Origin of the sequence: Micromonospora sp. NPDC049282, from assembly GCF_043197045.1 — a bacterium.
In the GTDB taxonomy this organism is placed as follows: domain Bacteria; phylum Actinomycetota; class Actinomycetes; order Mycobacteriales; family Micromonosporaceae; genus Micromonospora.
Map to the genome: position 1 here is coordinate 290,135 of NZ_JBICSL010000002.1, position 24,934 is coordinate 315,068.

Consider the following 24,934-nt stretch of genomic DNA (forward strand, 5'->3'; position numbering starts at 1 on the left):
GGCATCGCCAGATGCAAATGGCTAGATCCAGAACAGCGGCTGGGTGGATTGCTCAGGCTCGATCGGACAGGCAGGATCGGGCGCACGCCGGCTTGGTGGCCCGCCGGCCGCGCCACCCTGCCCGACCGGCGGTGCGCGGCCGGCGGCTCAGCTCTCCCCGGCCGGCGGGGGCGCCGCGCCGCGTAGCACCAACGCGCTGTTGAACCCGTCGAATCCGCGCGCGCCCACCAGCGCGATCCGGCTGCGCGGCCGGCGGGGCTCGCGCAGGAACGTCAGGTCGCACCCCGGCGCGGGCTCCTCCGGGCCGGCGGAGACGGGCAGCACGCCGTGCCGGAACGCGAGCAGCGCGGTGGCCGCGTCCAACGCCGACCCACCCTGATGGGCCCGACCGGTCAACGGCTTCTGCGTGGTCACCGGCGGGGTACGGTCACCGAACACGGCGCGCAGCGCGCTCGCCTCCGCCCGGTCGTACGCCGGCACCCCGAGCGCGTCCGGCCAGATCACGTCCACGTCGTGCGGGCGGACCGCGGCCCGGTCCAGGGCCAGCCGCAGCGCGCGGGCGTAGTGGGTCGGGTCGGGCCCCTCCTCCGGATCGGTGGGCGCGGCGTCGTGGGTGGCCGCCCAGCCGGTGATCTCCCCGTAGATCCGGGCGCCCCGGCCCAGCGCGTGCGCCAGGTCCTCCACCACGAATACCGCGCCTCCCTCGGCCGGCACGTAACCGTTGGCCGAGGCGTCGAACGGCCGGTACGCGCGCTCCGGGTCGGCCACGTCGCTGAGCAGACCGGAGCGGAGCTGGCAGGCCAGCGCGTACGGGCTCAGCGGGCACTCGGTGGCCCCGGCGATCACCACCGGGGTGCCCCGCCGGACGGTGCGCACCGCGTGCGCCAGGCTGTCCAGCCCGCCGGCCGACTCGGACACGGTCACCCCGGACGGGCCCTTGAACTGGTGGCGGATCGACAGCTGGCCGACGCTTGCCGCGTAGAACCAGGCGATCGACTGGTACGCCCCGACGGTGCGGGTCGGCCCGCCCCAGAGCCGTTGCAGCTCCCGCTGCCCGAACAGGTTGCCGCCGGACGAGCTGGCCAGCGTCACCGCCCAGCGGTACGGGTCGGGCGAGACCTCCGGCAGCCCGGCGTCGGTAAGCGCCAGCCGGGTGGCGGCGAAGCCGAGGTGGCTCCACCTGTCGGTCTGCACCCGCTGCCGGGCGTCGACGAACCCGGCCGGGTCGAAGTCGGCCACCTCGCCGGCCACCCGGGTCGGGTAGGACGCCGGGTCGAACAGCGTGATCGGCCCGGTGCGCCGGGTCCCGGCCAGCACGGTCGCCCAGTGCGCGTCCGAGCCGACGCCGCTGGGCGCGACCACGCCGATGCCGGTGACCACCGCCCGGGCCGTCATGCGGGAGCCACGGCGAGCCGGCGGAACACCATCGCGGACTGGAAACCGCCGAACCCGCTGCCCACCGAGAGCGCCACGTCCACCGGCACCTCCCGGGCCTCGTTCGGCACGTAGTCCAGGTCGCACTCCGGGTCCCGGGTGGCCCAGTTGGCGGTGGGCGGGACGACGCCGTACTCGATGGCCAGCGCACAGGCGGCCATCTCGATCGAACCGATGGCGCCCAACGAGTGCCCCACCATGGACTTGATCGAGCTGATCGGCACCCGGTACGCGGCCGGACCGAGCGCCCGCTTGAACGCCGCGGTCTCGTGCCGGTCGTTCTGCCGGGTGCCGGAGCCGTGCGCGCTGACGTACGACACGGCCGACGGGGCGAGCCGGGCCTGACGCAGCGCGTCGGTGATGGCCACCGCCATCTCCGCGCCGTCCGGTCGCAGACCGGTCATGTGGAACCCGTTGCTGCGACTGGCGTAACCGGCCACCTCGCAGTAGACGTGCGCGCCCCGGCGGCGGGCATGCTCGGCCTCCTCCAGCACCAGCACCGCGGCGCCCTCGGCCAGCACGAAGCCGTGCCGGTCGGCGTCGAACGGCCGGGAGGCGTGCTCCGGGTCGTCGTTGTCCGGGCTGGTGGCGCCGATCGCGTCGAACGAGGCGACGGTGACCGGGGAGATGGGCGAGTCGGCGGCGCCGGCGAGCACGACGTCCGCCTCGCCGTCGGCGACGAGCTGGTGGGCGTACCCGATCGCGTCGATGCCGGAGGTGCAGCCGGTGGAGACGACCTGGGCCGGGCCGTGCAGACCGTGCCGGCAGGCCACGTCGGCGGCCAGGCTGCTCGGTACCAGCGCCTGGTAGAGGTAGGGCCCGCCGAGGGCGTGGTCGACCAGCCAGTGCCGGCCGGAGTCGCTGACCCGGACGTACTCCTGCTCCAGCGCCATGGTGCCGCCGACGGCGGTGCCCAGCACCACGCCGGCCCGCTCGCGCTCGGCGTCGGTGAGCGTCAGCCCGCTGTCGGCGAGCGCCTCGGCGGAGCAGGCGAGCGCGAACTGCACGTAGCGGTCGGCGCGCTGCCGTTCCGCCAGGGTGATCCCGGCGGCGTCGGGGTCGAAGTCGCACTCGGCGGCGATCTGCGAGCGGAACGGCGACGGGTCGAAGAAGCTGATCCGCCGGGTGGCGGTCCGCCCCTCGGTGACGGTCTTCCAGAACCGGTCCCGGGTGGCGCCGCCGGGCGCCACCACCCCGACGCCGGTGACCACGGTGCGCCGGCCGGTCACGACGGCTCCCGTGGCGGTGGGGCCGCGCTCTCGGTGTCGACGTGGCCGAGTTCCGGGCGGGGCGCGAGCGGGCCGAGGTGGAAGACCACCTCGGCCGGCTGGTCGCCGGTGTTGCGCAGCCGGTGCCGGACGTCCTTCGGCACGTACAGCGCCTCCCCGGCGGTCACCGGCACCGGCTGGTCGTCCAGGTCGACGGTGATGGCCCCGCGCGCGACGTAGAGGAACTCCTCGCTGTACGGGTGGTAGTGCTCGGCGATCCGCTCCCCCGGCGCGAGCGTGGCCACGCCCATGAAGCCGGAGGTGCTGCCGACGGTCTTCGGGCCGAGCAGCACCCGCAGCTCCCCGCCGCGCCGCCGGTCGGCGGGGACGTCGCGCAGGGAGACCCGGGCCGTGGTGGTGTCGGTCATCGGGTGCCTCCCGCCGCGTACGTCCGCTCGATCCGCTCCTTGATCACGGCGAGCTGGACCTTGCTGTTGGTGTTGATCCGTTCGGTCATGCCGGCGTTGTCGAGCGGCGCGCCGGGTTTCATGGCGAAGTCCTGGGTCCAGGTCATCCGGGTGCCGTCGGGGATCTCCTCGTAGCGCCAGTGGATGCGCATGTACTCGAACGGTCCGGTCTCCACCCGCCGGGCGTGCACCTGCCGGGTGGCCGGGTCGGCGGTGCGTTCGCTGACCCAGCTCCACGCCACGCCGTTCTCGTCCGGGTGCATGGTGAGCCGGAAGCGGACCGTGTCGCCGTCGCGGTGCAGGATCTCGGCCACCGCGTACTCGGTGAACAGCTCGGTCCACCGGGCGACGTCGTTGGTGACGTCCCAGACCAGCGGCAGCGGCGCGGCGATGTCCACCGCGTTCTCGGTGTGCCCGGGCGGGGCCGCGCGGCGGGCGACCAGGTCGGCGACGCCGGCGATGCTGAGCCCGCCGGCCTGCTCGGGGATCTTCACCCGCCACCGGTCGGCCACGACCGCGGCGAGTTCGAGCAGGGCCAGCGAGTCCATGCCCAGCTCCTCCAGGCTGGCCGCCGGCGCGTCGGCGGCGGTGTCCGGGTCCAGGCCGCAGTGGGTCACCAGGATCTCGGTGATCTCGCTGGTCAGCGGGCGGTCGGGGGCGAGGGTCATCAGTTCCTCCAGGTGGTCGGGCCGGCGGCGGGCACGGCGGGAGCGGGGGTACGGGCGGCCGGGTCGGCCTCGTCGTGCGGGGCGAGCAGGCGCTCGACCAGCGCGGTGGTGTGTCGGGCGGCCCGGAACGCGGGGTCGCGCAGCACCCGCCGGGCGAACGGGATGGTGGTGCGCACCCCGGGGCCGGCCACGTCGAACTCGGCCAGGGCCCGGTCCAGCCGGGCCAGCGCGGCGTCGCGGTCCGGCGCCCAGACCGACACCTTGGCCAGCAGCGAGTCGTAGTGCGGGCTGACCAGGTAGCCGACGTGGCCGTGCGTGTCGACCCGGGTGAACGGGCCGCCGGGCGGCCGGAACCGGTCCAGCCGGCCGGGCGCGGGCGCGAAGTCGCGGTCCGGGTCCTCCACGTTGACCCGGCACTCGATCGCCACCCCGTGCAGCCGCACGTCGGACTGCCGCAGCCGCAGCGGGACGCCGGCGGCGACGTGCAGCTGTTCCCGCACCAGGTCCACGCCGGTGATCATCTCGGTGACCGGGTGCTCCACCTGGATCCGGCAGTTGATCTCCAGGAAGTGGGCGTGTTCCGCGTCGTCCACCAGGAACTCGACGGTGCCGACGCCGGTGAAGCCGACCGACAGCGCGCCGCGCAGGGCCACCTCGGCGAGCGTGTCCAGGGTGGCCGGCCGCAGCGCCGGCGCCGGCGCCTCCTCGATCAGCTTCTGGTGCCGGCGCTGCACCGAGCAGTCCCGGGTGCCCAGGTGCACGCCGTTGCCCTGGCCGTCGCAGAGCACCTGCACCTCGACGTGGCGGGCGTCGGCGAGGTAGCGCTCGACGTACACCCGGTCGTCGCCGAAGGCGACCTGCGCGGCGGCGCGGGTGCGGGCGTACGCGCGGGGCAGCTCGGCGGCGGAGCGCACCACGGTCATCCCGCGCCCGCCCCCGCCGGCCGCGGCCTTGACGATCACCGGATAGCCGACCTCGGCGGCCACCTCCTGGGCTTCGGCCACGGTCGGCGACGTCCGCACGCTGCCCGGCGGCAGCGGCAGACCGGCCCGGCTCATCAGCGCGCGGGCGGTGGACTTGTCCGCGAGCGCGGCCATCACCTGCGGCGGCGGGCCGACGAAGACCAGCCCGTTCTCCGCGCAGATCTCGGCGAAGTCGGCGTCCTCGGAGAGGAATCCGTAGCCGGGGTGGACCGCCTGGGCGCCGGTCTGCCGGGCCGCCTCGACGATCGCCGCGGCGTTGAGGTAGCTGCGGCGGCTGGCCGCCGGGCCGATCCGGACCGCCTCGTCGGCCAGCAGCACCGGCAGCGAGTCGGCGTCGGCGCTGGAGTGCACCACCACGGTCCGCACGCCGAGTTCCCGGCAGGCGCGCAGCACCCGCAGCGCGATCTCGCCCCGGTTGGCGATCAGCACCTTGTCGAACATCAGGCGTCCGGTCCGGTGACCGGGTCCAGGGCGATCAGCGGCTGGTCGTACTCGACCGGCTTGCCGTCTCCGACCAGCACCTCGACCACCCGACCGGCCTGGCCGGCGGTCACCTCGTTCATCAGCTTCATCGCCTCCACGATGCCGATCACCTGGCCCGGCCGGACCAGGTCGCCGACCGCGACGAACGGTGGCGCGCCCGGCTCCGGGGCCCGGTAGAACGTGCCCACCACCGGCGAGCGCACGGTCGGCCGGTCGGACGCGGGCGCCGTCTCCACGTCGTCCCTCGCCACCGGCTCGCCGGCCGGCGGGGTCCCGGCCCGTGGCGCCGGCACCGGGTCGTGCCACTCCACCTCCAGCGCCGCGTCGCCGCTGCGCAGCCGGACCCGGCGTACCGGGCCGGCCAGGTCGGCGACCAGCCGCCGGGCCTGCCGGCGCAGCCCGTCCAGCACCTGTTCGGCCCCGTCGTCGGCCATCACGCCACCTCCGACCGGTGCCCGGCGGCGGAGCGGGCCGGCGCGGTCGCGGCCGGCGGATCGACCGGGGCGGCCGCCGCGTCCACGGCCGACGGGCCGGCGGAGCGGGCCGCGCCGAAGCGGCGGAAGCGCTGCCGGCGGCGGCGCACCAGCGTGGCCGGGGGCACCGAGAGCAGCGGGGCGAGGTTCGCCGCGACCGCCCGGCCGAGCAGCTCGGCCGCGCCCGCCGGGTCGCCGTGCGCGGCCGGGCGCGGCTCCGGCACCAGCTCGTCGACCACGCCGAGCCGGCACAGGTCGGCGCCGGTCAGTCGCAGCGCCCGGGCGGCCTGCGGCGCGGCGGAGCTGTCCGGCCAGAGGATCGCGGCGCAGCCCTCCGGGCTGATCACCGAGTAGACCGCGTGTTCCAGCATGAGCACCCGGTCGGCGACGGCGAGGGCCAGCGCGCCGCCGCTGCCGCCCTCGCCGGTGACCACCGCCACCACCGGCGTGGGCAGCACGCTCATCGCGAGGATGTTCTCCGCGATCGCCGCGGCCTGGCCCTGCTGCTCGGCGGCCACCCCCGGGTCGGCGCCCGGGGTGTCCACAAGCGTCACCACCGGCAGCCGGAGCCGGGCGGCGAGCCGCATCAGCCGCAGCGCCTTGCGGTGCCCGGCCGGACTGGCCATGCCGAAGTTGCGGGCCACCAGCTCGGCGGTGGTGTGCCCCTTCTGGTGGCCGATCACCATCACCGGCCGGCCGCCCAGGCGCGCCACGCCGCCGACGATCGCGGGGCAGTCCGCGCCGAGCCGGTCGCCGTGCAGCTCGACGAAGCCGTCGAAGGTGGTCTCCAGATAGTCCAACGTGGTCGGTCGGCCGGGGTGCCGCGCGGTGCGTACCGTCTCCCAGGGGTCGCGGGCCGGGCCCCCGGCGGCGGGAGACGCGGCGGCGGACGGGCCCGGCGCCGGCCGGGTGACCGGCGAGCGGCGGCCGGCCTCGGCGGCGGCGAGCAGCGCGGCCAGCCGGCCCCGCAACGCGTGCCGGGGCACCACCAGGTCGACCTGCCCGTGCCGCAGCAGGTACTCCGCGGTCTGGAACCCGTCCGGCAGCGCGGCGCCGGTGACCTGCCGGATCACCCGGGGGCCGGCGAAGCCCAACCGGGCGCCGCTCTCGGCGAGCACCACGTCGGTGTTGGTGGCGAACGACGCGGCCACCCCGCCGTACGTGGGGTCGGTGACCACGCTGACCGTGAGCAGACCCGCCTCGCGCAGCCCCGCGAGGGCCTGGCTGACGGTGGCCATCTGCATGAGCGACAGCGCGCCCTCCTGCATCCGCGCCCCGCCCGACGCGGTGACCAGCACCAACGGGGTGCCGTCGACAAGCGCCCGCTCGGCGGTACGGGTGATCAGCTCGCCGACCGCGCAGCCGAGGCTGCCGCCGAGGAAGCGGAAGTCCATCACCGCCAGCGCGACCGGGTGCCCGCCCAGCCGGGCGGTGCCGCAGAGCACCGCCTCGTCCAGCCCGGTGCCCGTGCGGGCCGCGCCGAGCCGGTGCGGATAGGGCAGCGCGTCGACGAAACCGATCGGGTCGACCCGGACCGCCCGGTCCGGCAGCGGGGTGAACGAGTCCGGGTCGGTCAGTTGCGCCACCCGCTCCGGCGCGTCGAGCCGGGCGTGCGAGCCGCACTCCGGGCAGACGTCCAGGTTGCGGCGCAGCCGCTTGCGGTAGAGCAGCGAGGCGCAGCCGTCGCACCGCGACCAGAGCTGCTCGTCGCGGGGCGCGGTGGTGGTCACGGCCGCCGCCCGGAGGCGTCGTACCGGTAGAAGCAGTGGGCCATGGCGTCGCGGGGCGAGCGCCAGGTCGACAGGTACGGCGAGACGTACGGCCGCAGCCGCTCGCTGATCCGCACGAACTCGGGATGCCCGCGGGCGTCCTCGACCGCGCCCTCGGCCGGCGTCTCCGTCTCCAGCAGGTGCACGTAGAGGTCGTGCAGCCGGTAGAGGGCGCGGTGCCGCACGCCGACCAGGCCGGGCAACTCGGTCGCGTCGGACTCGGCGAAGATCTCGGCGATCCGGTCCTCGGCGGTGGGCACCACCTTGGCGACGATGAGCGAACGGTCCATCCGCGGCCTCCCCTGGTACGTCCCGGTGCGCGGCGGACCGGTCACGCCGCACGGATGGCCCAGGGTGCCGCCGACGTCGTCAACCGGGCGTCAACCGGCCACCACCGAGCCGCCAAAATGGTGACGCTGCGTTGACGCAAACTGTGCGTGAGCTATGCGAAGGTCCACTTGCGCTTTCCCGTTGACGACACTTATTCGCAGATCACGGGCGACTTACGAATCCGTTACGGAGGGTCAACGGTAACGCGGGACATTGACTGAGAGTAACAGACGTTGATATTCTCCGTTCTGGTCGACCCGGCCACGGCGCACGTCAGGCGACCGTTGCGGAGGCGTTCCGACACCGGGGTCGCGGGCGAGAAGATCCGGGCAGACAGGACAGTCGGGACGCTGGTTCCCGGTGGTGGGGGGTGCGCCGTGTCCGGTGGGTCGAGGATGCCGACGGCGGGAGACCACGCCCCCCGGGTGGCGCTGCACCTGCTCGGCGGTTTCCAGTTGCTGCACGACGGCGTGCCGGTGGTGGTGCCCCGCGGCCTGCAACGCGTCATCGCGCTCATCGGGCTGCGCCCCGGCGCCACCCGCAGCCACCTCGCCGGGCTGCTCTGGCCCGAGAACCCCGAGGAACGGGCGCTCTCCTCGCTGCGTACCGCGCTGTGGCGGCTGCGTCAGGACCCGTGCTGCCCGCTGCGCACCGACGGTGACACCGTCCGCCTCGGCCCCACCGTCCACCTCGACACCGACGAGTTGGTGGAGGCCGCCGCCCGGGTACGCGAGGGCGCCGTCCCCCGCGGCGTCACCGGCGCCGGCCGGCACGACCTGCTCCCCGGCTGGTACGACGACTGGGTGCTGCTGGAACGGGAACGGCTGCGCCAGCTACGCCTGCACATGCTGGAGGAGCTGGCCGGCAACCACCTCGTCGCCGGACGCCACGGCGAGGCGCTGGAGGCGGCGCTGGAGGCGATGGCGGCCGAGCCGCTGCGGGAGACCCCGCACCGCCTCGTCGTCCGCATCCACCTGGCCGAGGGCAACGCGTTCGAGGCCGTGCACTCCTTCTACGTCTACCGGGACCTGCTCCTGCGCGAACTCCGCCTGGAACCGTCCCCGGCCATGACCGCCCTGCTCGACGACACCCTCGCGCCGATCCGCCGGGCCAGCCGCCCGGAGCCGCCGCGGCGGCCCGGCGGCCGGACCACCGCCGCCGCGCCGCGCGGCCCGGCGCCGAAGCCGCGCGGCGCGACCACCCCACCGCCATCAATACCCAGGGGTACGCCGTGACGGCGACGTGACACCCGCGCCGCCACGGTGGAGGCACGACGACCGACGCCGTCCGGGGCGGGGGTCGACGCGACGGCAGCGCGGCGGAAGGGGTCTGCGATGAGTCGACTGTTGGTGGTCAGCCGGATCGTTCCCGGATCGCAGGGCCGGGTGGCGCAGATCTTCGCCGAGTCCGACGCGACCGAGCTGCCCCGGCTCACCGGCGTCCGGCACCGGTCGCTGTACTATCTGCACGACCTGTGCGTCCATCTGATGGAAACCGTCGACGTGGCCCCGGACGTGGCCGCCGAGCTGCACGACCACCCGATCTACGAGCGCGTCAACGAACGGCTGTCCGCGCACACCTCGCCGTACCTGCCGACCTGGCACTCGCCCCGCGACGCCGTGGCCGGCTGCTTCTACAGCTGGGACTCCGCCGACCTGCCCGCGCCCGACCGGATCGGCTGACCGGCCCCGGGCCACCGACGGGGGCGCCCCGGGACCGCGCACGGCACCCAGGTCCCGGGGCGCCCTCCCCACCCACGGTGATCCTCTGGCCACCGGCCGGCGCGGCCGGTCCCACCACCGACGTCCTGACGCCGACCTGCCTGTCGCCCCGCGCGCACGTGTGCGAAGCTGCCCCGAGCTTTCTCGTGACTGTCGTACACGTACATAGAAGGAGGTTGGCCATGCCGTCGAGCTTCGGGCAGTGGCTGCTCGTGATCCTGGCCCTGCTCATCGGAGTGGGTGCCGGCTGGGTGGTGCTCGGCCGCCGGAGGGGCGCCGACACCTCGGCGCCCACGGTGGAGGGTGCCACCGCCCCGGCCACCGAGGTGACCGCCACGGTCGACGAACCGCAGCCCGCGGCGGTGGTCGACGAGACGCCGGCGCCCGCCGCCGTGACCGACCGGCCCGCCCCGGCCGAGGCGGACACCACCCCGGCCGCCGAGGCCGAGCCCGCCACCGCCACCGACGCCGAGCCGGTCGTCGTCACCGCCGAGCCCGAGCCCGCCGCCGCAACCGAGCCCGAGCCGATCACCGCCGCCGAGCCGGTCGCTACCCCCGAGCCGGTGACCGAGCCCGAGCCGGTCGCCGCGCGCGAGCCGATCGCCACCCCCGAGCCGGTCGCCGCCACGACCGAGCCGGAGCCGGTGCCGGCCGAGCCCGTCGCCGCCGCTGCCGCGCCGGTGTCGGCCGACACGACGCCGGCACCGGTCGACGCGGTGGCGGAGCCGGCCACCACGGCCACCACGGCCACCACGGCCGTCACCGAGCCGGCGCTCACGCCGGTCGTCCCGGCGCCCCGGGCCTCGGCGGAGAACGACGCGCCGGACGACTTCCGCCGCATCCAGGGCATCGGGCCGAAGCTGGCCGCCGCGCTGCAGGAGGCCGGCATCCGCACCTACCGGCAGCTGGCCGAGCTGGACGAGGCCGCGCTGCGGGAAACCGTGAAGAACGCCGGCCTGCGCGCCGCGCCCGGCCTGGCCACCTGGCCGCAGCAGGCGAAGGTGCTGGCCGGCGCCCGCGCGGACGCCGAGCAGGTGCTCCCGGCGAGCGCCGAGTAGCCGTACCCGCTCCGGGCCGGTGGCGACCGACGGGTCGGCACCGGCCCGACCTGTTCTCGGCGGCGGCGGGAATGCCGGAAAGCCGACGGGCGGGCACGGCCGTCGCTACCGTCGGTGAAGGGACGTCCCACCGCACGATCCCGCCACCGCAGGAGCAGCTCGTGCCCACCGCAACGCCGGAGCCCGCCGGCCCGCGACCCCCGGTCCGCGATCCCGAGGCACCGCGCCGGGTGACGCTGCTGGAGCTCTTCTTCGACCTGGTCTACGTGGTGGCGCTGGCCCTGATCTCGCGCTACCTGGTCGGCGGGGTCGGCTGGGGGCGGGCCGCCGAGTCGTTGATCATGCTGATGGCCCTCTGGTGGACGTGGGCGATCACCACGCTGGTCACCGACCTCTACGATCCGCAGCGCCCCGAGATCAAACTGCTGGTGGTGGCGGTGATGTTCGGCGCGCTGCTGATGACCACCGCCATCCCGGAGGCGTTCCGCGCCCGTGGGCTGGTCTTCGCCGGCACGTACGTGGCGATCCATCTCGGACGCGGGCTGTTCCTCATGCCGGCGGTCCGGCGCCACCCGCAGACCCGGCGCCGAGCCACCCGGATCTTCGTCTGGTTCGCGGTGTCGGCGGTGCCCTGGCTGGTCGGGGCGGTCGCCGCGCAGGGCGCCGCCCGCACGTGGTGCTGGGCCGGCGCGCTGGCCATCGACTACCTGGGGTTCCGGCTCGCCTACCCGGTGCCCGGCCTGGGCTCGGTGCCGGACGCCCAACGCAACGTGACCGCCGAGCACCTCTCCGAGCGCTACCAGCAGTTCTTCATCATCGCGCTGGGCGACGCCGTGCTGGTCGCCGGCACCGTGTTCAGCCTGCACCACTCCGAGGTGGAGAACATCGCCGCGTTCGCCATGTCGTTCGCCACCACGCTGCTGCTCTGGCGCATCTACGTGCACAAGTCCGGTGAGCTGCTGCCGGACGCCATCGCGCGGTCGAACCAGCCGAGCCGGTTCCTGAACACCGCCCCGTACACCCATCTGCTGATGGTGGCCGGGGTGGTGACCACCGCGGCCGGCTTCGACCTGGTGCTGCTGGAGCCGACCGGACACACCCCGCCGGCCTGGCTGGCGGTCATCCTCGGCGGGCCGGCGCTGTTCCTGGCCGGTCGGGCCGCCTTCGAGTATGAGGTGTTCAGCCGGGTGTCGCTGTCGCGCCCCGGCGGCGTGCTGGCGCTGCTCAGCATCGCGCCGGCGCTGGTGTTCCTCGCACCGGTGTACGCCTCCCTCGGGGCCATGCTGGTGCTGGCGGGGGTGGCCGCCGCCGACCACCGGCGCAGTCGGGGCCGCCCGCCCGAGGAGCCGTCGCCACCGCACTGAGCCGGCCCTCGGTAATCGGAATCGGCCGCGCCGCGGCGGTACGCCGTTTGGCGGATCACCCGCGCGGGGTACATGCCCTCCACCTCGAATCCACCACAACCCCAGTGGAGGCAACTGATGCGCGGCACCTCGATATTCGGCGTCCTGGTCGTCATCTGGCTCATCATCGGCGCCATCGCGGCCGGGCAGCGCGGCTACTACGGCAACGACGAGACCAACTGCGCGGAGGCGGGCACGATCCTGGTCACCATCGTGGCCGGCCCGCTGAACTACATCGGCGCCAACCCGAAGATCGACTGCAAGCTGCCGGAGCCGTCCAAGTAGGGTCGCCGCACCCCCGCACCTCCCCGGCCCGCGCCCGCTCGGCGAGCGCGGGCCGTTCCGTGCCCGGATGCCGGACGTCACCACCGCCACGGCATCCTAGGAGACTGGTCTGCGGTTTCGGCGGCGTGTCAGCAGGGGGCCCCTCCTCTACCGGATGCGTCAACCGGGGGCCCTTCCTTACCTCTCACCCGCCGACGTGGATGCCGGGGCGGCGGGTCGGATCGGGCTCGGACTTGCGGATGATCTCGCGGACCACCGGCGGGGTGTCGCCGCGCCCCAGGATCAGGTAGCGCAGCAGGTGCGCGATCGGGTTGCCCTCCGACCACTCGAAATGGCAGTGCGGCCGAACCCCGGTGGCGTCGCGCAGCGCGAGCAGGACCGCCGCGATCGCGTTCGGCGCGGCCGGGCTGCGGGCCCGCAGGATCCGGTATCCGCCCACCTCCACCCCGTGCACCCGCAGGACCTGGCTGAACTGCGACGGATCGCTCACGTCGATCTCGAGGAAGATCACGTCGGCGGCGCCCGGCACCGGGTTCATCGACCGCTGGGCCCGCTCCTTGACCCGGTACTCCTTCACCGATCCGCTCTGCCGCTTGTTGGCGATCAGGTGCAGCCGCCCGTCCCGGACGACGGACTCGTCGACGAACCGGCGGGCCGGCCCGTCGAACTCGATCCGCTCGGCGCGCAGCTCGGTGGTCCGGGTGACCCGGGAGATCAGCGAGACCGCGACGATGCCGGCGATGAAGAACCCGGAGATGGTGATGCCGTCGGGCTTCTCCACCACGTTCTCCGCGAGCGCGTACAACAGCACGGTGGTGAGCAGCGCGAATCCCGCTACGGCGGCCCGGTGCCGGGCGCGCAGCGCCGAAATGGTCACCGCGATCGCGCCCGAGACCATCATGGCCAGGATGCCGGTGGCGTACGCGCCGGCCTGGGCGTTGACGTCGGCGGAGAACGCGACCGTGATGGCGATGCTGATCGCGGTGTAGACCAGCACCACCGGCCGGACGGCCCGCCCCCACTCCGGCGCCATCCCGTACGACGGCAGGTAGCGCGGCACGATGTTGATCAGCCCGGCCATCGCCGAGGCGCCGGCGAACCAGAGGATGAGCACGCTGCTGATGTCGTAGACGGTGCCGAAGGCCTCGCCGAGGCGCGCGTGCGCGAGATACGCCAGCGCCCGGCCGTTGGCCGCCCCACCGGGGGCGAACGCGGCCGGCGGGATCAGCACGGTGGTGACGAACGTGGTGGCGACCAGGTAGACCGACATGATCAGCGCGGCGGTGGTGAGCAGCCGCCGGGTGCTGCGGATCCGGGCGGTCAGCCGCTGCTCCGGGTCCTCGCCGTCGCCCCGGACCAGCGGCATCATGCTCACCCCGGTCTCGAAGCCGGACAGGCCCAGCACCAGCAGCGGGAAGGCGAGCACGCTGGTGGCCAGCACGTCGCCGGCGCCGCCGACCCGGGTCAGCCGGCCGGTCCAGTCGCTGAGCACCCCCGGGTCGGCGGCGACCTCGGCCAGGCCGGCGACCACCACCACCGCGTTCAACGCGAGGAAGACCGCCACCAGCGGGATGGCTACCTGCACCGCCTCGCTGAAGCCGAGCAGGAACACGCCGCCGAGCACCAGCAGCAGCACCACGGTGACCAGCACCGCGGCCGTGGCGTCGTGCGGGAACGACGCGGGCAGGATCGGGTTCTCCAGCAGGTGCACGCTGGCGTCGGCGGCGGAGAGCGTGATCGTGATGATCCACGAGGTGGCCACGAAGCCGAGCAGCACCAGCACGAAGACCTTGCCCCGCCAGAACGGCAGCAGCCGCTCCAGCATCGCCACCGAACCCTGCCCGTGCGGGCTCTCCCCGGCCACCCGCCGGTACATGGGCAGCATCCCGAGCAGGGTCAGCGCCACGATGAGCAGGGTGGCCAGCGGGCTGAGCGCGCCGGCCGCGACCGCCGCGATGCCCGGCAGGTAGGACAGGGTGGAGAAGTAGTCGACCCCGGTCAGGCACATCACCTGCCACCACGGGTGCGCCCGCGTCTGGTGCTCCCGGATCTCCGGGCCGACCGGCTCGACCCGGTGCTGGAACAGCCACCGGTGCAGCCGGTCGGCGGGCGCCGCCGGCCGGGCCGGCGTCTCCACCCGCTCCGGCAGCGCGCCCGGGGCGCGGGCGGCTCCGTCGCCGGGCTCGGCGTGGCGACCGGCCCGGGCCGCGGCGGCGGCGTGCGCCTCGCGGCGCCGGTCCCGCGTACGCCGGGGCTGCTCCCCGTCCCGTGCCTGCGCCATGACCCGACGGTAGGCGGTACCCGGGTCGCGGCCCGGCGGAATGCCGTTCGAACCAGCGACGAGAGGGACGGCGTCCCCGTGTCCCGCGCCCGGACGGCGGGACACGGGGACCCCCCGTCCCGGCTACTGCAGGAACGCCCCCAGGGGCGACAGCAGCAGCCGGCCGAGCAGCGCGGCGTTGTCGTCCAGCCGCGTCCGCTCACACTCGCGGGCGTGCGGGTCGTGGCGGCAGCGCCAGATCTTCTGCGCGTTGCGCCAGGCCACGTTGCGGGTGTATTCCACCAGCTCGCCCTGGTACCAGTCGTCGATGTCGCCGTTGACCATGTCGAGCATGAGTTGCCAGTGGTCCAGGTAGCCCCGGCGCAGCTCCGGGATCCGCTCCGCGAAGATCTTGTTGATCTCCAGGTAGTCGTGGTGCTGGTCGCTGCCGTCGACCGGCTCCGACTCCAGGCTCTCCAGCGTGGTCACCAGCGCGAACGGCAGGTCGAAGTTGATGTGCGCGTTGACGCCGGCGGCCGCCGACGGCAGCGGCCGGGCATCCGGGCCACGCATCCGCTTGAACAGGCACGACCAGGCCCGCGGCGTGCTCGGGCTGGAGTCGGTCCAGAACCGCAGCGCCTCGAAGTAGCGGGCGGCGAAGTCCACGTCGAGCCGGGCCAGGAACGCCGGGTCGACGAACCGGTCCTCGTAGAGGCCGTCCAGCACGGTGCTGGTGATGACCAGGTAGAGCTTGTTGAAGTCGGCGAGCGGGCAGCTCGCCTCCAGCGGCGGGAGCCGGACCAGCAGGTCCTGCAGCTTCGTCAGATGGTCGACGACCGCCGGCACGTCGGCGGGGTGGTCGGCGAGCAGCCCGACGATGTCCTGGTGCACGGGACCCCAGACCGGTTCGGTCATCTCTCCTCCACGATGGTCGGCGCCCCCACGACGCCACCCGATTCCGTCGGACAGCCTGACAGCCACCGTGGACGGGCCGGATCAGTAGAACGACGTATAACCGACGTACGTCTATTCCGGTCGGTTACGCAGGAAGATCGCGCTGGCCTGCACCCGCGTACGCACCTGGAGCTTGTCGAAGATGTGCGACACGTGCACGCCGATGGTCCGTTCGCTGATGAACAGCCGCTGGCCGATCTCCTTGTTGGTCAGCCCCTCGGCGACCGCGGCGAGCACCTCCCGCTCCCGCGCGGTCAGCACCGCCGTCTCGTCCACCGCCGGCGCCGCGGGCGCCGCCGCCCGCGGCCGGGGCACCGGCGCGGGGGACGGCGCGTCGTCCAGGGTGACCCGGGCCCGACCCGCCAGGGTACGGATCTCCGCGCTGAGCGGCACCGCGCCGAGCGACTGCGCCATCGCGTGGGCCTGGCGCAGCAGCTTGCCGGCGGTCGCCACCCGGCTGCGCCGGGCCAGCAGCGCCTCGGCCTGCCGCAACCGCGAGTACGCCGCCGGGTAGGGATGGTTGCGCCGGTCCCACTCGGTGGCCGAGCGGCCCCACAGCTCGGGGTCGCCCCGGCCGTCGTCGAGCCGGCTCAGCTCGGCGTCGCAGAGCGCCAGGAAACCGTCGGCCACGTAACGCACCGGGGCGCCGGCCTGCCCGCTCTTGCGGGTCACCCGGTCGACCGCCTCCCGCAGCCGGCGCACCGCGGTCGGGTCCACCTCGACCGTGCGGCTGGCCGTCGCCTCCGCCTCCGCGCGCAGCCCGTGCCAGGCCAGCGTGGCCAGCACGATCACGTCGTCGGAGCGACTCTCGGTCAGGCCCCGCTGGACGGCCTGCCGGGCCAGGTCGTGCCGGCCCTGCCACATGAACAGTCCGGCGCGCAGGATCAGCATCGGCAGCACGTGCCGGGCGCCGCCGCCGGCCAGCACCGTGGCGACCGCCTCCAGGTCGCGGTCGGAGGCCTCGACGTCGCCGTACCCGACGGAGAGCCGGCACCGGGCCAGCAGCAGCTCGACCGCGTCCGCCCCGGACGGCCGGTGCCGTAGCGCGGCGGCGACGACCTTCTCCGCCTCGGCCCACTGCCCCACCCGGAACAGCCCGTTCGTCGCGACCGCCAGCAGCCGGGTCTCCCAGGTGCGGCCGAGGCCCAGCTCGGCGACGCGCTCGGCGCCGCGGCGGGCCACCACCACCCCCTCCTCGAGGATGTTCAGCGGCCCGGTGAGCAACTCGGCGAGGTGAAGGTATGCGCAGGCCACGTCCTCCGGTCGACCGGAGCGCTCGGCGGTCTCCAGCGCCCGCCGCATCACCGCCAGCCCGGCGGTCGGATCCTCCAGGAACGCCTCGCTGAAGCCGAGCGCGGCGCTGGCCATCACCACCTCGGAGGTGGAGCCGGGCACCCCGGCGGCCAGGTCGAGGGCCTCCCGGGCCTGGCCGCCGGCCTCGGCGTAGCGGCCCAGGTGCAGCAGCAGCTCGGCCAGCCGGGCGGCGGCGGCGCACCGCTCGTGCGGCGTGCAGTCGGCCGAGGCGAGCACCCGCCGGTATTCCTCCTCGGCCGGGGCGGAACGGCCGGCGGCAGCCAGGTAGCGGGCCCGCCGGATGTGCAACGCGCAGGCCGGCGGGCCGGCCGGGTCGGCGGACAGCTCCTCCAGCAGGGTCAGCGCCCGGGCGTGCTCTCCACTGTGGTGCGCGGCCTCGGCGGCGTGGCTGAGCAGCTCGGCCCGGTCCACCTCGACCGGCTCGGGCGGCCGGCTGCCGTCCGGCGGCACCGGGGTCGGGGTGGCCACCAGGGTCAACGCGGCGGACCAGTGGCGGTGCGCCTCGGCGTACCCGTGCAGCCGTTCCGCCTCGCGGGCGGCGGCCATCGTCGCCGGCAGCGCGCGGGCCGGCTCGCCGGCCTGCCGCCAGTGATGGGCCAGCCGGGCCTGGTGCAGCTCGGCCGGGACCGCGGTGAGTGCCTCGGCGTAGCGGCGGTGCAGCGCGGCCCGCTCGGCGGGCAGCAACTCGTGGGCCAGGATCTCGGCGACCAACCGGTGCCGCAGCCGGTAGCCGTCGTCCGCGCCGACCAGCAGGCGGTGCGCCACCGCCTCGCGCACCGCGTCGAGAAGCTCGTCCTCCGGCAACCGGACGACCTGGGCCAGCAGCCAGTGCTCGACCGGCTCGACGCCGGCGGCGACCGCCTGCACCACGGCGTGCGCGGGCTGGGGCAACGCGTCCACCCGGTCCAGGAAGACCTCGCGCAACGTGTCGGAGAGGCCGTCGCGGCCGTCGCGCCGGTCGCGGGCCAGCTCCTCCACCACGAACGGGTTGCCGCCGCTGCGCTGCCACATCTGGTCGGCGGCCTCCGGCGGCAGGGGCGCGCCGACGATCGCGGCGGCCAACTCGTCGGTGCCGGCCCGGTCCAGCGGGAGCAGGTCGACCACCCGGACCGAGCGCAGCCGGCGCAGTTCGGTGAGCACCCGGCGCAGCGGGTGCGCGCCGCGCAGCGACTCGGCGCGGATCGCGGCGAGCACGGACAGCTGCAGGTCACCGAGGCCGGCGAGCAGGTAGAGCAGGAGCTGGCGGGTGCTCCGGTCGACCCACTGCAGGTCGTCGAGGACGAGCACGAGGGGCCGGCCGCCGGCGACCAGGTGCAACCCCTGGGCGACCCGTTCCAGCAGCGCGCCCGCACCGTCCGGGCCGGGGGTCTCCTCGTCGAAGACCTGCAGCAGACCGCGGACCGCCGAGGTGGTGCGCGCCTCGGCCAGGTCGGCGTCGAGCCGGCGCAGCGCCTGGCGCACGGGGTGCAGCGGCGAGGCGTCGCCGATGTCGAGACAGGTGCCGGTGAGGACCAGGGCGCCGGCCTGCCGCAGCCGATCGCCCACCTCGCCGAGCAGCCGGGTCTTGCCCACCCCGCTCTCGCCGGTGAGGAACACCGCGGCGGTCTGCCCGGGCGCGACGTCGTCGAGCAGCGCCGACCGCAGCGTCGCCAGGGTCCCGGTGCGACCGACGAGCGGTGCGGTGTCCGGGTCGCTGGCCATGTGACGCAGCCTAGTCACAGGTCCCCGCACCGTTCTACGGCCTCGGGGCCCCACTCGTACTCCTCGCGTCGACAACACGACTAACGGTTGCGCGTGCTCGACATACGTCGTCCTACCGATCCCCCGACGACCCGGTGGTGAAAGTGTCCGGAGGTCGTCGGGCACCGGACCAGGGAAAGGGTGGGTGCGATGTTGATCACCACGCCCGTGGGGAGTCGGGGAGCCGTCAGCACGGTGCGCTGGCCGGTGCCGGAGGAACGCCGCACCGTCACCGTGCTCTTCGTCGACATCGTCGGCTCGACCGCCCTCGTGGAACGACTCGACCCGGAGGACGTGCGGACGCTGCAACGGGTCTACTTCGGCACCGTGTCCGGCGTGCTGCGCCGGTGGCGGGGCGTGGTGGAGAAGTACGTCGGCGACGCGGTGATGGCGCTGTTCGGCGCGCCCGACTGCGACGGCTTCGACGCGTACCGGGCGGTGCGGGCCGGACTGGAGCTCCAGGCGGCGCTGGACCGTCGGACGCCCGGCGACGCACGGCTGCGGGTCCGGGTCGGCGTCGCGACCGGCGAGGTGCTGGTCGACCTGACCGGGGCCCGCGACGGCGGGCACGGCGCCGCCAGCGGTGCGGTGATCACCACCGCGGCCCGGCTGCAGGAGTACGCGCCGCCCGGCGGGGTGGTGGTCTGCCCGACCACCCGACGGGCGGTCGCCGGCCTGGTGGAACAGCGTCCACTCGCCACCACGACCCTCGCCGGCAAGGCGTCGCCGCTGGACGTCTGGCGGGTGACCGGGGTGTCCCGGCACCGACCGGCCCGGCACCGCGGCCCGCTGGTGGGCCGCCGGCGCGAGCTGGCCGGAGCGGTGGACGCGGTGACCCGGGCGCTGCGCGAGCGCCGTCCACGATGGATCTCGCTGACCGGTCCGCCCGGCAGCGGTCGCAGCCGGCTGCTGCACGAGCTGACCCGTGCCGTGGCGCGGGTGGACGGCGCTGCCGTGCGCTGGTGCGTGACGCACTGCCCGCCGTATCCGGACGGGGACCTCGCGCCGCTGGCCGACCTGGTCCGCGCGCTGCTCACGCCGGACGTGGTCGGCCGGCCGGCCGGTGTACGCGCGCTGCCCGGATCGTCCGTGGGCCGCGCCGCCGGACGGGCCGCGACCAGCGCCGCGCTGGCCGCGTTCCTCGCCGCTCCGCGCGACGCCGCGGCGGGCGCCCGCGCCGCGACGGCCTGCCACGAGCTCCTGCTCGACCGCGCCACCGGAAGCCCGGTGGTGGTGGCCGTGGACGACCTGGACCGCGCCGCGCCGGCGCTGCACCGGTTCCTGCGTCAGCTGCACGCCGCCGCCGGTGACCGCGGGCTGGCGCTGGCGGTGGTCACCACCCACGGCGCCGGGCGGGCCGATCCCTGGCCCGGACCGGCCGGCCGACGGCACCGGGTGTGGTTGCCGCCGCTGGGCCCCCGCGACACCGGCCGCCTGCTGCGGCACCTGCTCGACCGGGCCGACCGCCCCGGCGCCCTGGCCGCACGGCTGCTGCCGCTGGTCGGGGGCAACCCGGGCGTCGCCACCGCCTACGCCGCGGCCGACCCGGCCGACGAGCCGGCCGGGGTGCCCGCCGCCGTACGCCGGCTGGTGGACGCCCGGCTGGACATGTTGAACGGCAGGCAACGGGCGGTGCTGATGGCCGGCGCCGCACTGGGCGGCCCGATCGGCGCCGCCACCGTCGAACGGATGCTCGGCTGGCCGGCCGGGCAGGCCGGACCGGCGCTGCACGCCCTGGCCGCGACCGGCCTGCTCCGCCGCGCCGATGCCGGCCCGGTCGACCCGGGCGCCGCGGTCGGCGCGGTCGGCGCGGTCGCCGTGGTCGGCGCGGTCGGCGCGGTCGGCTGGACGATCGTCGAGCCGGTGGTCGCCTGGCTGGCCGCGCACCGGTTGCCCCGCGCGGTGCGGGCGGACTTCGCCCGGCGACTGGTCGGCGGGTCGGCCGCGGCGATGCGTCCCGAGCGGACGGGCGCCCTCGCCACCCGGCCCGCGCCCAACGCCGGCCCCGGTGCCAACGACCGGCCGGGCGCCGCCATCAGGGCCGGCGCCAATGCCGGCCCGGGTGCCGGCGCGGCGCGGGTTGGCGCCGTCAGGCCAGGCACCGGCGTCAGCACGGCGACCGCCGTCCGGCCGGGCGCCGCCATCAGGCCGGGCGCCGACGTCGGGCCAGGGGCCGGTCCGCGGGCCGGCGCCGGGGGGCCGGACGCCGTCGCGGGTCGACACGCGGCCGGTCGGTCGGACGATGCCCCCGCCGCGAGCCACGCGGCCGCGGCGGGTTCCGGGATCGGCGTCCCCGGGTGGGACGCCGACGCGTGGGCGAGCTGCCCGCGCGCGGCGGGACGGTACCGCCGGTCGGGTGGAGGGGCCCGACCGGCGCCCGTCCCGCCACCCCCTGCGGCCGGATCCGGCGCCGGCCCGGCAGTGCCGGACCGACCGGGGTACGCCGGCTCCGACGCGACCCGGGCCGGTCCCCCGTCGAGGGCCGCCCCGGGCAGCACGACGTCGGCCGCGGCCGGCCCGATCGCGGTGGACGACCCGGTGTACCCGTTCGCGCGGGCCGCTCGCCCGCCCGGGCGGGTACGTCGGGGCCGGCGCGCCTCGACGGCGTCGGGCGCCGCGACCGGGCTCGCGGCCTGAGGGTCGGGTCCGGGTCGGAGCGGGCACGGGGCCACTCCGACCCGGACGCGTCGTACCAGGTGTTGAGCGGGGCCCCTTGCTGTGCAGGATGAGTTGACAAGGGGCCCCGCCTTACCCCTGGCGGGCGACGACGCGGCTGCGTCCCCGGAACTCGGCCACCACCTCGTCGCCGCGTCGGACGGTGACGTCGTAGATGCCGCTGCGCCCGTGCCGGACCCGCTCGGTGGCGTACGCCTGGAGCACGTCGCCCTCGCGCACGGGGCGCAGGAAGCTGATCTCGCCGCCGGCGGCCACGGTGGCCGGCCCGTGGCTGTTGCAGGCCAGCGCGAACGCGGTGTCGGCGAGCAGGAACACGAACCCGCCGTGGCCGATCGCGTGCCCGTTGAGCATCGCCGGGGTGACCCGCATCCGGGCCACCGCCGCACCGCCGCCGGCCGAGACGAGTTCGATGCCGAGCCCCTTGGATGCCACGTCGGCGTCGAACATGTCGTGCGCCGCGGTGCGACCTCCGTCGCCGGCCATCTCAGCGCTCCCGTCGCTGGTCGACGATGCGGCGCATCTTGCCCACCGAGCGCTCCACCCCGTCCGGCTCGATCACCCGGACCGCCACGGAGACCCCGATGGTGTTCTTGACCTGCTCGACCAGGGCCGCCCCGGCGCGCTCGGCCTCGTCCACCGGGGCGCCGGCGCGCCGTTCCACGTGGACGGTGAGGGTGTCCAGCCGGCCCTGCCGGTCGAGCACGCACTGGAAGTGCGGCGACAGGGCGGGGGTACGCAGGATCAGCTCCTCGATCTGGGTCGGGAACACGTTCACCCCCCGCAGGATCATCATGTCGTCGGTGCGTCCGGTGATCTTCTCGATCCGCCGCATCGGGCGGGCCGTGCCGGGCAGCAGCCGGGTGAGGTCGCGGGTGCGGTAGCGGACCACCGGCATGGCCTCCTTGGTGAGCGAGGTCAGCACCAGCTCACCCCGTTCGCCGTCGGGCAGCACCGCACCGGTGACCGGGTCGATGATCTCCGGGTAGAAGTGGTCCTCCCACAGGTGCAGACCGTCCTTGGTCTCCACGCACTCGACGGCCACCCCGGGGCCCATCACCTCGGAGAGCCCGTAGATGTCGAGCGCGTGCATGTCCAGCCGCTGTTCCAGCTCCCGGCGCATGTCCTCGGTCCACGGCTCGGCGCCGAAGACGCCGACCCGCAGCGAGGTGGCGCGCGGGTCGACGCCCTGGCGTTCCATCTCGTCCACGATGGCGAGCATGTAGCTGGGGGTGACCATGATGACCTCGGGCTCGAGGTCGCGGATCAGCATGACCTGACGCTCGGTCATGCCGCCGGACACCGGGATCACCGTGCAGCCCAGCTCCTCGGCGCCGTAGTGCGCGCCGAGACCGCCGGTGAACAGCCCGTAGCCGTACGCGACGTGCACCCGGTCGCCCCGGCGACCGCCGGCGGCCCGGATCGAGCGGGCCATGAGGGTCGCCCAGGTGTTCAGGTCGGCGCGGGTGTAGCCGACGACGGTGGGGCGTCCGGTGGTGCCGGAGGAGGCGTGCAGCCGGGCGATCCGCTCCCGGGGCACGGCGAACATGCCGAATGGGTAGTTCTCCCGCAGCTCGGCCTTGGCGGTGAACGGGAAGCGGGCCAGGTCGGCCAGGTCGCGTGCGTCGTCGGGGTGCGCGCCGGCGTCGTCGAACGCGCGCCGGTAGTGCGGCACGTGGTCGTACGCGTGCCGCAGCGACCGGCGCAGCCGGTCCAGTTGCAGCGCCCGCAGCTCGTCGAGGCCGATCCGCTCGACGGGATCCAGCGCGTCCGGACGAGGGGTGCGGTCCTGCACGGTTGCCTCCTGCGCGACGGGCCCGACGCCGCGCCGGGCGATGCCGATCACCGTACGCCCGTACGGCCCGTCCTGCCAGGTCAGCGACGTCGGCCGGACGGGGCGGGAACGGGGCGGCGGGTGGGGAGGGGGCGGGTGGGGTGGGGAGCGGGGTTATGCTCGGGCTGGACCGGCGGTGGGGCCCGCCGTCCCGGGACGCGCCGGGAGAACCGCGACATCGCCAACGGTCCCTGCCAGTGATGCCCGTCCTGGTGGGAGGCACCGTGACCCGACCGCCCGAGTCCCGCGTCGATCCCGACGTCGATCTCCGCGTACCCGCCGACCGGGCGGAGCTGACCGCGCACCCGGCCGCGGTGCTGGGCGTGATCGCCGCCGGCGGCGCGCTGGGCGCGCTGGCCCGAGCCGGCGCCCAGGCCACCGTGCCGCACCCGCCCACCGGCTTCCCGTGGGCCACGTTCGGCGTCAACGTCACCGGCTGCCTGCTGATCGGCGCGCTGATGGCGGTGCTCACCACCCGCCCGGCCGGCCCGTTGGTCCGGCCGTTCCTCGGCGTCGGGGTGCTCGGCGGGTTCACCACGTTCTCCGCGTACGCGGTCGACGCGCAACATCTGGTGACGGCCGGGGCGGCGGGCACCGCGCTGGCCTACCTGGCGGCGACCGTGCTCGCCGCGCTGCTGGCCGTCGCCGTCGGGGACACGGTGACCGGCCGGCTGCTGGCCGCCCGAGGCCGGGCGGGGGCGGCCCGGTGATCGTGCTGCTGATCGTGATCGGCGCGGCGCTCGGCGCCCCGCTGCGCTACCTGACCGACCGGGCGGTGCAGGCCCGGCACGACTCGACGTTCCCGTGGGGCACGCTGACCGTCAACGTGGCCGGCTCGCTGCTGCTCGGTGGAATCCTCGCGGTGCCGGCCGATCCCGGGGTGACCGCGCTCGTCGGCACCGGATTCTGCGGCGCGCTGACCACCTGGTCCACGCTCGGCTACGAGACGATGCGGCTGGCCCGCACCGGCCCGCGCCTGCATGCTTTCGCGAATGTGCTGGTCAGCGTGGTCGCCGGGCTTGGCGCGGCCTTCCTCGGGTACGCGCTGGCCACCGCGTTCGCCGGCTGACGGGGCAGCCGGCGAGGGCGGGACGGCGATAGCATCCGGCCAGGCTGCGAGAGGATCCCGCCATGGAGCCACGCCACCTGGCCGATCGGGTCTGGGTGTTCCCCCACGACCCCGACCCGGGCGCGATCCGGCCCGCCGTGGCGGTCGTCGCCGACGAGCGTGGCAGCGTGCTGATCGATGCCGGCCACAGTCCCGCGCACGCCCGGGAGATCCGCGCCGGGCTCGCCGCCGCCCGGCTGCCGGAGCCGCGCTGGCTGGTCTACACCCACCACCACTGGGACCACGTCTGGGGCGCCTGCGCCTGGCCGGACGTCGAGATCGTCGGGCACGAGGCGGGCGTGGCCCCGCTGCGCGCCGAGGCGGCCCGCCCGTGGAGCCACCGGCACCTGCGGGAGCGGGTGCGGGCCGAGCCCCGGCTCGGCCCCAGCTACCGGGCCCGCGCGCTCGCCGTGGACGACTGGGACGGCTTCGCGGTGCTGCCGCCGACCCGCACGTTCACCGACGAGCTGATGCTGCCCACGGGCGTGGTGCTGCGGCACGTCGGTGGCGGGCACGCGAGCGACTCGACGGTGGTGCTGGTGCCGGACTCCCGGGTGCTGCTGCTCGGCGACTGCTGGTACCCACCTCCGCTGCACGAGCGCACCCCCACCGACGGGCCGGATCTGGAGCTGGCCCGCAGCCTGCTCTCCGACCATGTCGAGTGGTACGTCTCCGCGCACGACGAGCCGCTCCGCCGGGAGCAGGCCCGCGCCGCGCTCGGCGACTGAGCGGCGCGAGGCCGCCCGACGAGCGCCGGAAAGCCCGCACC

The 24,934-nt window shown here is 75.4% G+C and carries 22 protein-coding genes; 9 read left to right on the forward strand and 13 right to left on the reverse strand.

The window, feature by feature from the left end:
- Positions 1 to 147 precede the first annotated feature (147 nt).
- From ACGFI2_RS05170 to ACGFI2_RS05205, 8 genes are read right to left on the reverse strand one after another with little or no spacing between them, the layout of a single operon-like run.
- Positions 148 to 1,395: a beta-ketoacyl synthase N-terminal-like domain-containing protein gene (locus ACGFI2_RS05170; protein WP_393510866.1), complete on the reverse strand. Its 1,248-nt coding sequence runs from the start codon at positions 1,393 to 1,395 to the stop codon at positions 148 to 150.
- Positions 1,392 to 2,663, reverse strand: a complete 1,272-nt coding sequence (locus tag ACGFI2_RS05175; RefSeq protein WP_393510869.1) for a beta-ketoacyl-[acyl-carrier-protein] synthase family protein — start codon at positions 2,661 to 2,663, stop codon at positions 1,392 to 1,394. Before ACGFI2_RS05175 ends, ACGFI2_RS05170 begins: the two co-directional genes overlap by 4 nt.
- A complete protein-coding gene (locus ACGFI2_RS05180; RefSeq protein ID WP_393510872.1) occupies positions 2,660 to 3,070 on the reverse strand; it encodes a cupin domain-containing protein in 411 nt (136 codons plus the stop codon). The genes ACGFI2_RS05175 and ACGFI2_RS05180 overlap by 4 nt, the downstream gene beginning before the upstream one ends.
- Positions 3,067 to 3,777, reverse strand: coding sequence for an SRPBCC family protein (locus tag ACGFI2_RS05185; protein ID WP_393510875.1), 711 nt, complete (start codon positions 3,775 to 3,777; stop codon positions 3,067 to 3,069). The genes ACGFI2_RS05180 and ACGFI2_RS05185 overlap by 4 nt, the downstream gene beginning before the upstream one ends.
- Entirely contained in the window at positions 3,777 to 5,201 is a 1,425-nt protein-coding gene (locus ACGFI2_RS05190; RefSeq protein ID WP_393510878.1) for an acetyl/propionyl/methylcrotonyl-CoA carboxylase subunit alpha, read from the reverse strand. Before ACGFI2_RS05190 ends, ACGFI2_RS05185 begins: the two co-directional genes overlap by 1 nt.
- Entirely contained in the window at positions 5,201 to 5,677 is a 477-nt protein-coding gene (accB, locus tag ACGFI2_RS05195) for an acetyl-CoA carboxylase biotin carboxyl carrier protein (RefSeq protein ID WP_393510880.1), read from the reverse strand. Before accB ends, ACGFI2_RS05190 begins: the two co-directional genes overlap by 1 nt.
- The gene (locus ACGFI2_RS05200) at positions 5,677 to 7,446 is read right to left on the reverse strand and encodes an acetyl-CoA carboxylase carboxyltransferase subunit alpha (RefSeq protein WP_393510883.1); all 1,770 of its coding nucleotides are present in this window, start codon (positions 7,444 to 7,446) and stop codon (positions 5,677 to 5,679) included. The genes accB and ACGFI2_RS05200 overlap by 1 nt, the downstream gene beginning before the upstream one ends.
- Positions 7,443 to 7,775: a TcmI family type II polyketide cyclase gene (locus ACGFI2_RS05205; protein ID WP_393510886.1), complete on the reverse strand. Its 333-nt coding sequence runs from the start codon at positions 7,773 to 7,775 to the stop codon at positions 7,443 to 7,445. Before ACGFI2_RS05205 ends, ACGFI2_RS05200 begins: the two co-directional genes overlap by 4 nt.
- A 435-nt stretch (positions 7,776 to 8,210) precedes the next feature.
- On the opposite strand from ACGFI2_RS05205, the gene ACGFI2_RS05210 reads away from it, so the two are divergent.
- The 5 genes from ACGFI2_RS05210 to ACGFI2_RS05230 all read left to right on the forward strand — a co-directional run bounded on the left by ACGFI2_RS05210 (position 8,211) and on the right by ACGFI2_RS05230 (position 12,282).
- A complete protein-coding gene (locus ACGFI2_RS05210; RefSeq protein WP_393510889.1) occupies positions 8,211 to 9,050 on the forward strand; it encodes a BTAD domain-containing putative transcriptional regulator in 840 nt (279 codons plus the stop codon).
- Between the two features lie 99 nt (positions 9,051 to 9,149).
- Positions 9,150 to 9,497, forward strand: coding sequence for a TcmI family type II polyketide cyclase (locus tag ACGFI2_RS05215; RefSeq protein WP_393510891.1), 348 nt, complete (start codon positions 9,150 to 9,152; stop codon positions 9,495 to 9,497).
- 221 nt (positions 9,498 to 9,718) lie between these two features.
- Positions 9,719 to 10,594, forward strand: coding sequence for a helix-hairpin-helix domain-containing protein (locus ACGFI2_RS05220; RefSeq protein ID WP_393510894.1), 876 nt, complete (start codon positions 9,719 to 9,721; stop codon positions 10,592 to 10,594).
- A gap of 161 nt (positions 10,595 to 10,755) precedes the next feature.
- On the forward strand, positions 10,756 to 11,958 hold the full coding sequence (locus tag ACGFI2_RS05225) for a low temperature requirement protein A (RefSeq protein ID WP_393510897.1): 1,203 nt from the start codon (positions 10,756 to 10,758) through the stop codon (positions 11,956 to 11,958).
- A gap of 117 nt (positions 11,959 to 12,075) precedes the next feature.
- The gene (locus ACGFI2_RS05230) at positions 12,076 to 12,282 is read left to right on the forward strand and encodes a hypothetical protein (protein ID WP_091055994.1); all 207 of its coding nucleotides are present in this window, start codon (positions 12,076 to 12,078) and stop codon (positions 12,280 to 12,282) included.
- A 184-nt stretch (positions 12,283 to 12,466) separates the two neighbouring features.
- On the opposite strand, the gene ACGFI2_RS05235 is transcribed toward ACGFI2_RS05230, so the two are convergent.
- The 3 genes from ACGFI2_RS05235 to ACGFI2_RS05245 form a co-directional block, all read right to left on the reverse strand.
- The gene (locus tag ACGFI2_RS05235; protein ID WP_393510900.1) at positions 12,467 to 14,563 is read right to left on the reverse strand and encodes an amino acid transporter; all 2,097 of its coding nucleotides are present in this window, start codon (positions 14,561 to 14,563) and stop codon (positions 12,467 to 12,469) included.
- A gap of 123 nt (positions 14,564 to 14,686) precedes the next feature.
- Complete coding sequence (locus ACGFI2_RS05240; protein ID WP_393510903.1) at positions 14,687 to 15,457, reverse strand: DUF5995 family protein; 771 nt, start codon at positions 15,455 to 15,457, stop codon at positions 14,687 to 14,689.
- 111 nt (positions 15,458 to 15,568) lie between these two features.
- A complete protein-coding gene (locus ACGFI2_RS05245; RefSeq protein ID WP_393510906.1) occupies positions 15,569 to 18,511 on the reverse strand; it encodes a helix-turn-helix transcriptional regulator in 2,943 nt (980 codons plus the stop codon).
- Positions 18,512 to 18,700: 189 nt separating this feature from the next.
- On the opposite strand from ACGFI2_RS05245, the gene ACGFI2_RS05250 reads away from it, so the two are divergent.
- Positions 18,701 to 21,187 carry an AAA family ATPase gene (locus ACGFI2_RS05250; RefSeq protein WP_393510909.1) on the forward strand — a complete coding sequence of 829 codons (2,487 nt, stop codon included), beginning with the start codon at positions 18,701 to 18,703 and terminating at the stop codon, positions 21,185 to 21,187.
- Between the two features lie 111 nt (positions 21,188 to 21,298).
- Here the strand turns inward: ACGFI2_RS05250 and paaI are convergent, their stop codons facing one another.
- Together paaI and paaK are read right to left on the reverse strand one after the other, a co-directional pair.
- On the reverse strand, positions 21,299 to 21,709 hold the full coding sequence (gene paaI, locus ACGFI2_RS05255) for a hydroxyphenylacetyl-CoA thioesterase PaaI (RefSeq protein WP_393510912.1): 411 nt from the start codon (positions 21,707 to 21,709) through the stop codon (positions 21,299 to 21,301).
- Between the two features lies 1 nt (position 21,710).
- Complete coding sequence (paaK, locus tag ACGFI2_RS05260; RefSeq protein ID WP_393511624.1) at positions 21,711 to 23,018, reverse strand: phenylacetate--CoA ligase PaaK; 1,308 nt, start codon at positions 23,016 to 23,018, stop codon at positions 21,711 to 21,713.
- A 239-nt stretch (positions 23,019 to 23,257) separates the two neighbouring features.
- Between paaK and ACGFI2_RS05265 the strand changes: the two genes are divergently transcribed.
- From ACGFI2_RS05265 to ACGFI2_RS05275, 3 genes are all read left to right on the forward strand, one after another.
- Positions 23,258 to 23,767, forward strand: a complete 510-nt coding sequence (locus tag ACGFI2_RS05265; protein WP_393510915.1) for a CrcB family protein — start codon at positions 23,258 to 23,260, stop codon at positions 23,765 to 23,767.
- Positions 23,764 to 24,126, forward strand: a complete 363-nt coding sequence (gene crcB, locus ACGFI2_RS05270; protein ID WP_393510918.1) for a fluoride efflux transporter CrcB — start codon at positions 23,764 to 23,766, stop codon at positions 24,124 to 24,126. Before ACGFI2_RS05265 ends, crcB begins: the two co-directional genes overlap by 4 nt.
- A 62-nt stretch (positions 24,127 to 24,188) precedes the next feature.
- Positions 24,189 to 24,893, forward strand: coding sequence for an MBL fold metallo-hydrolase (locus tag ACGFI2_RS05275; RefSeq protein WP_393510921.1), 705 nt, complete (start codon positions 24,189 to 24,191; stop codon positions 24,891 to 24,893).
- Positions 24,894 to 24,934 lie beyond the last annotated feature (41 nt).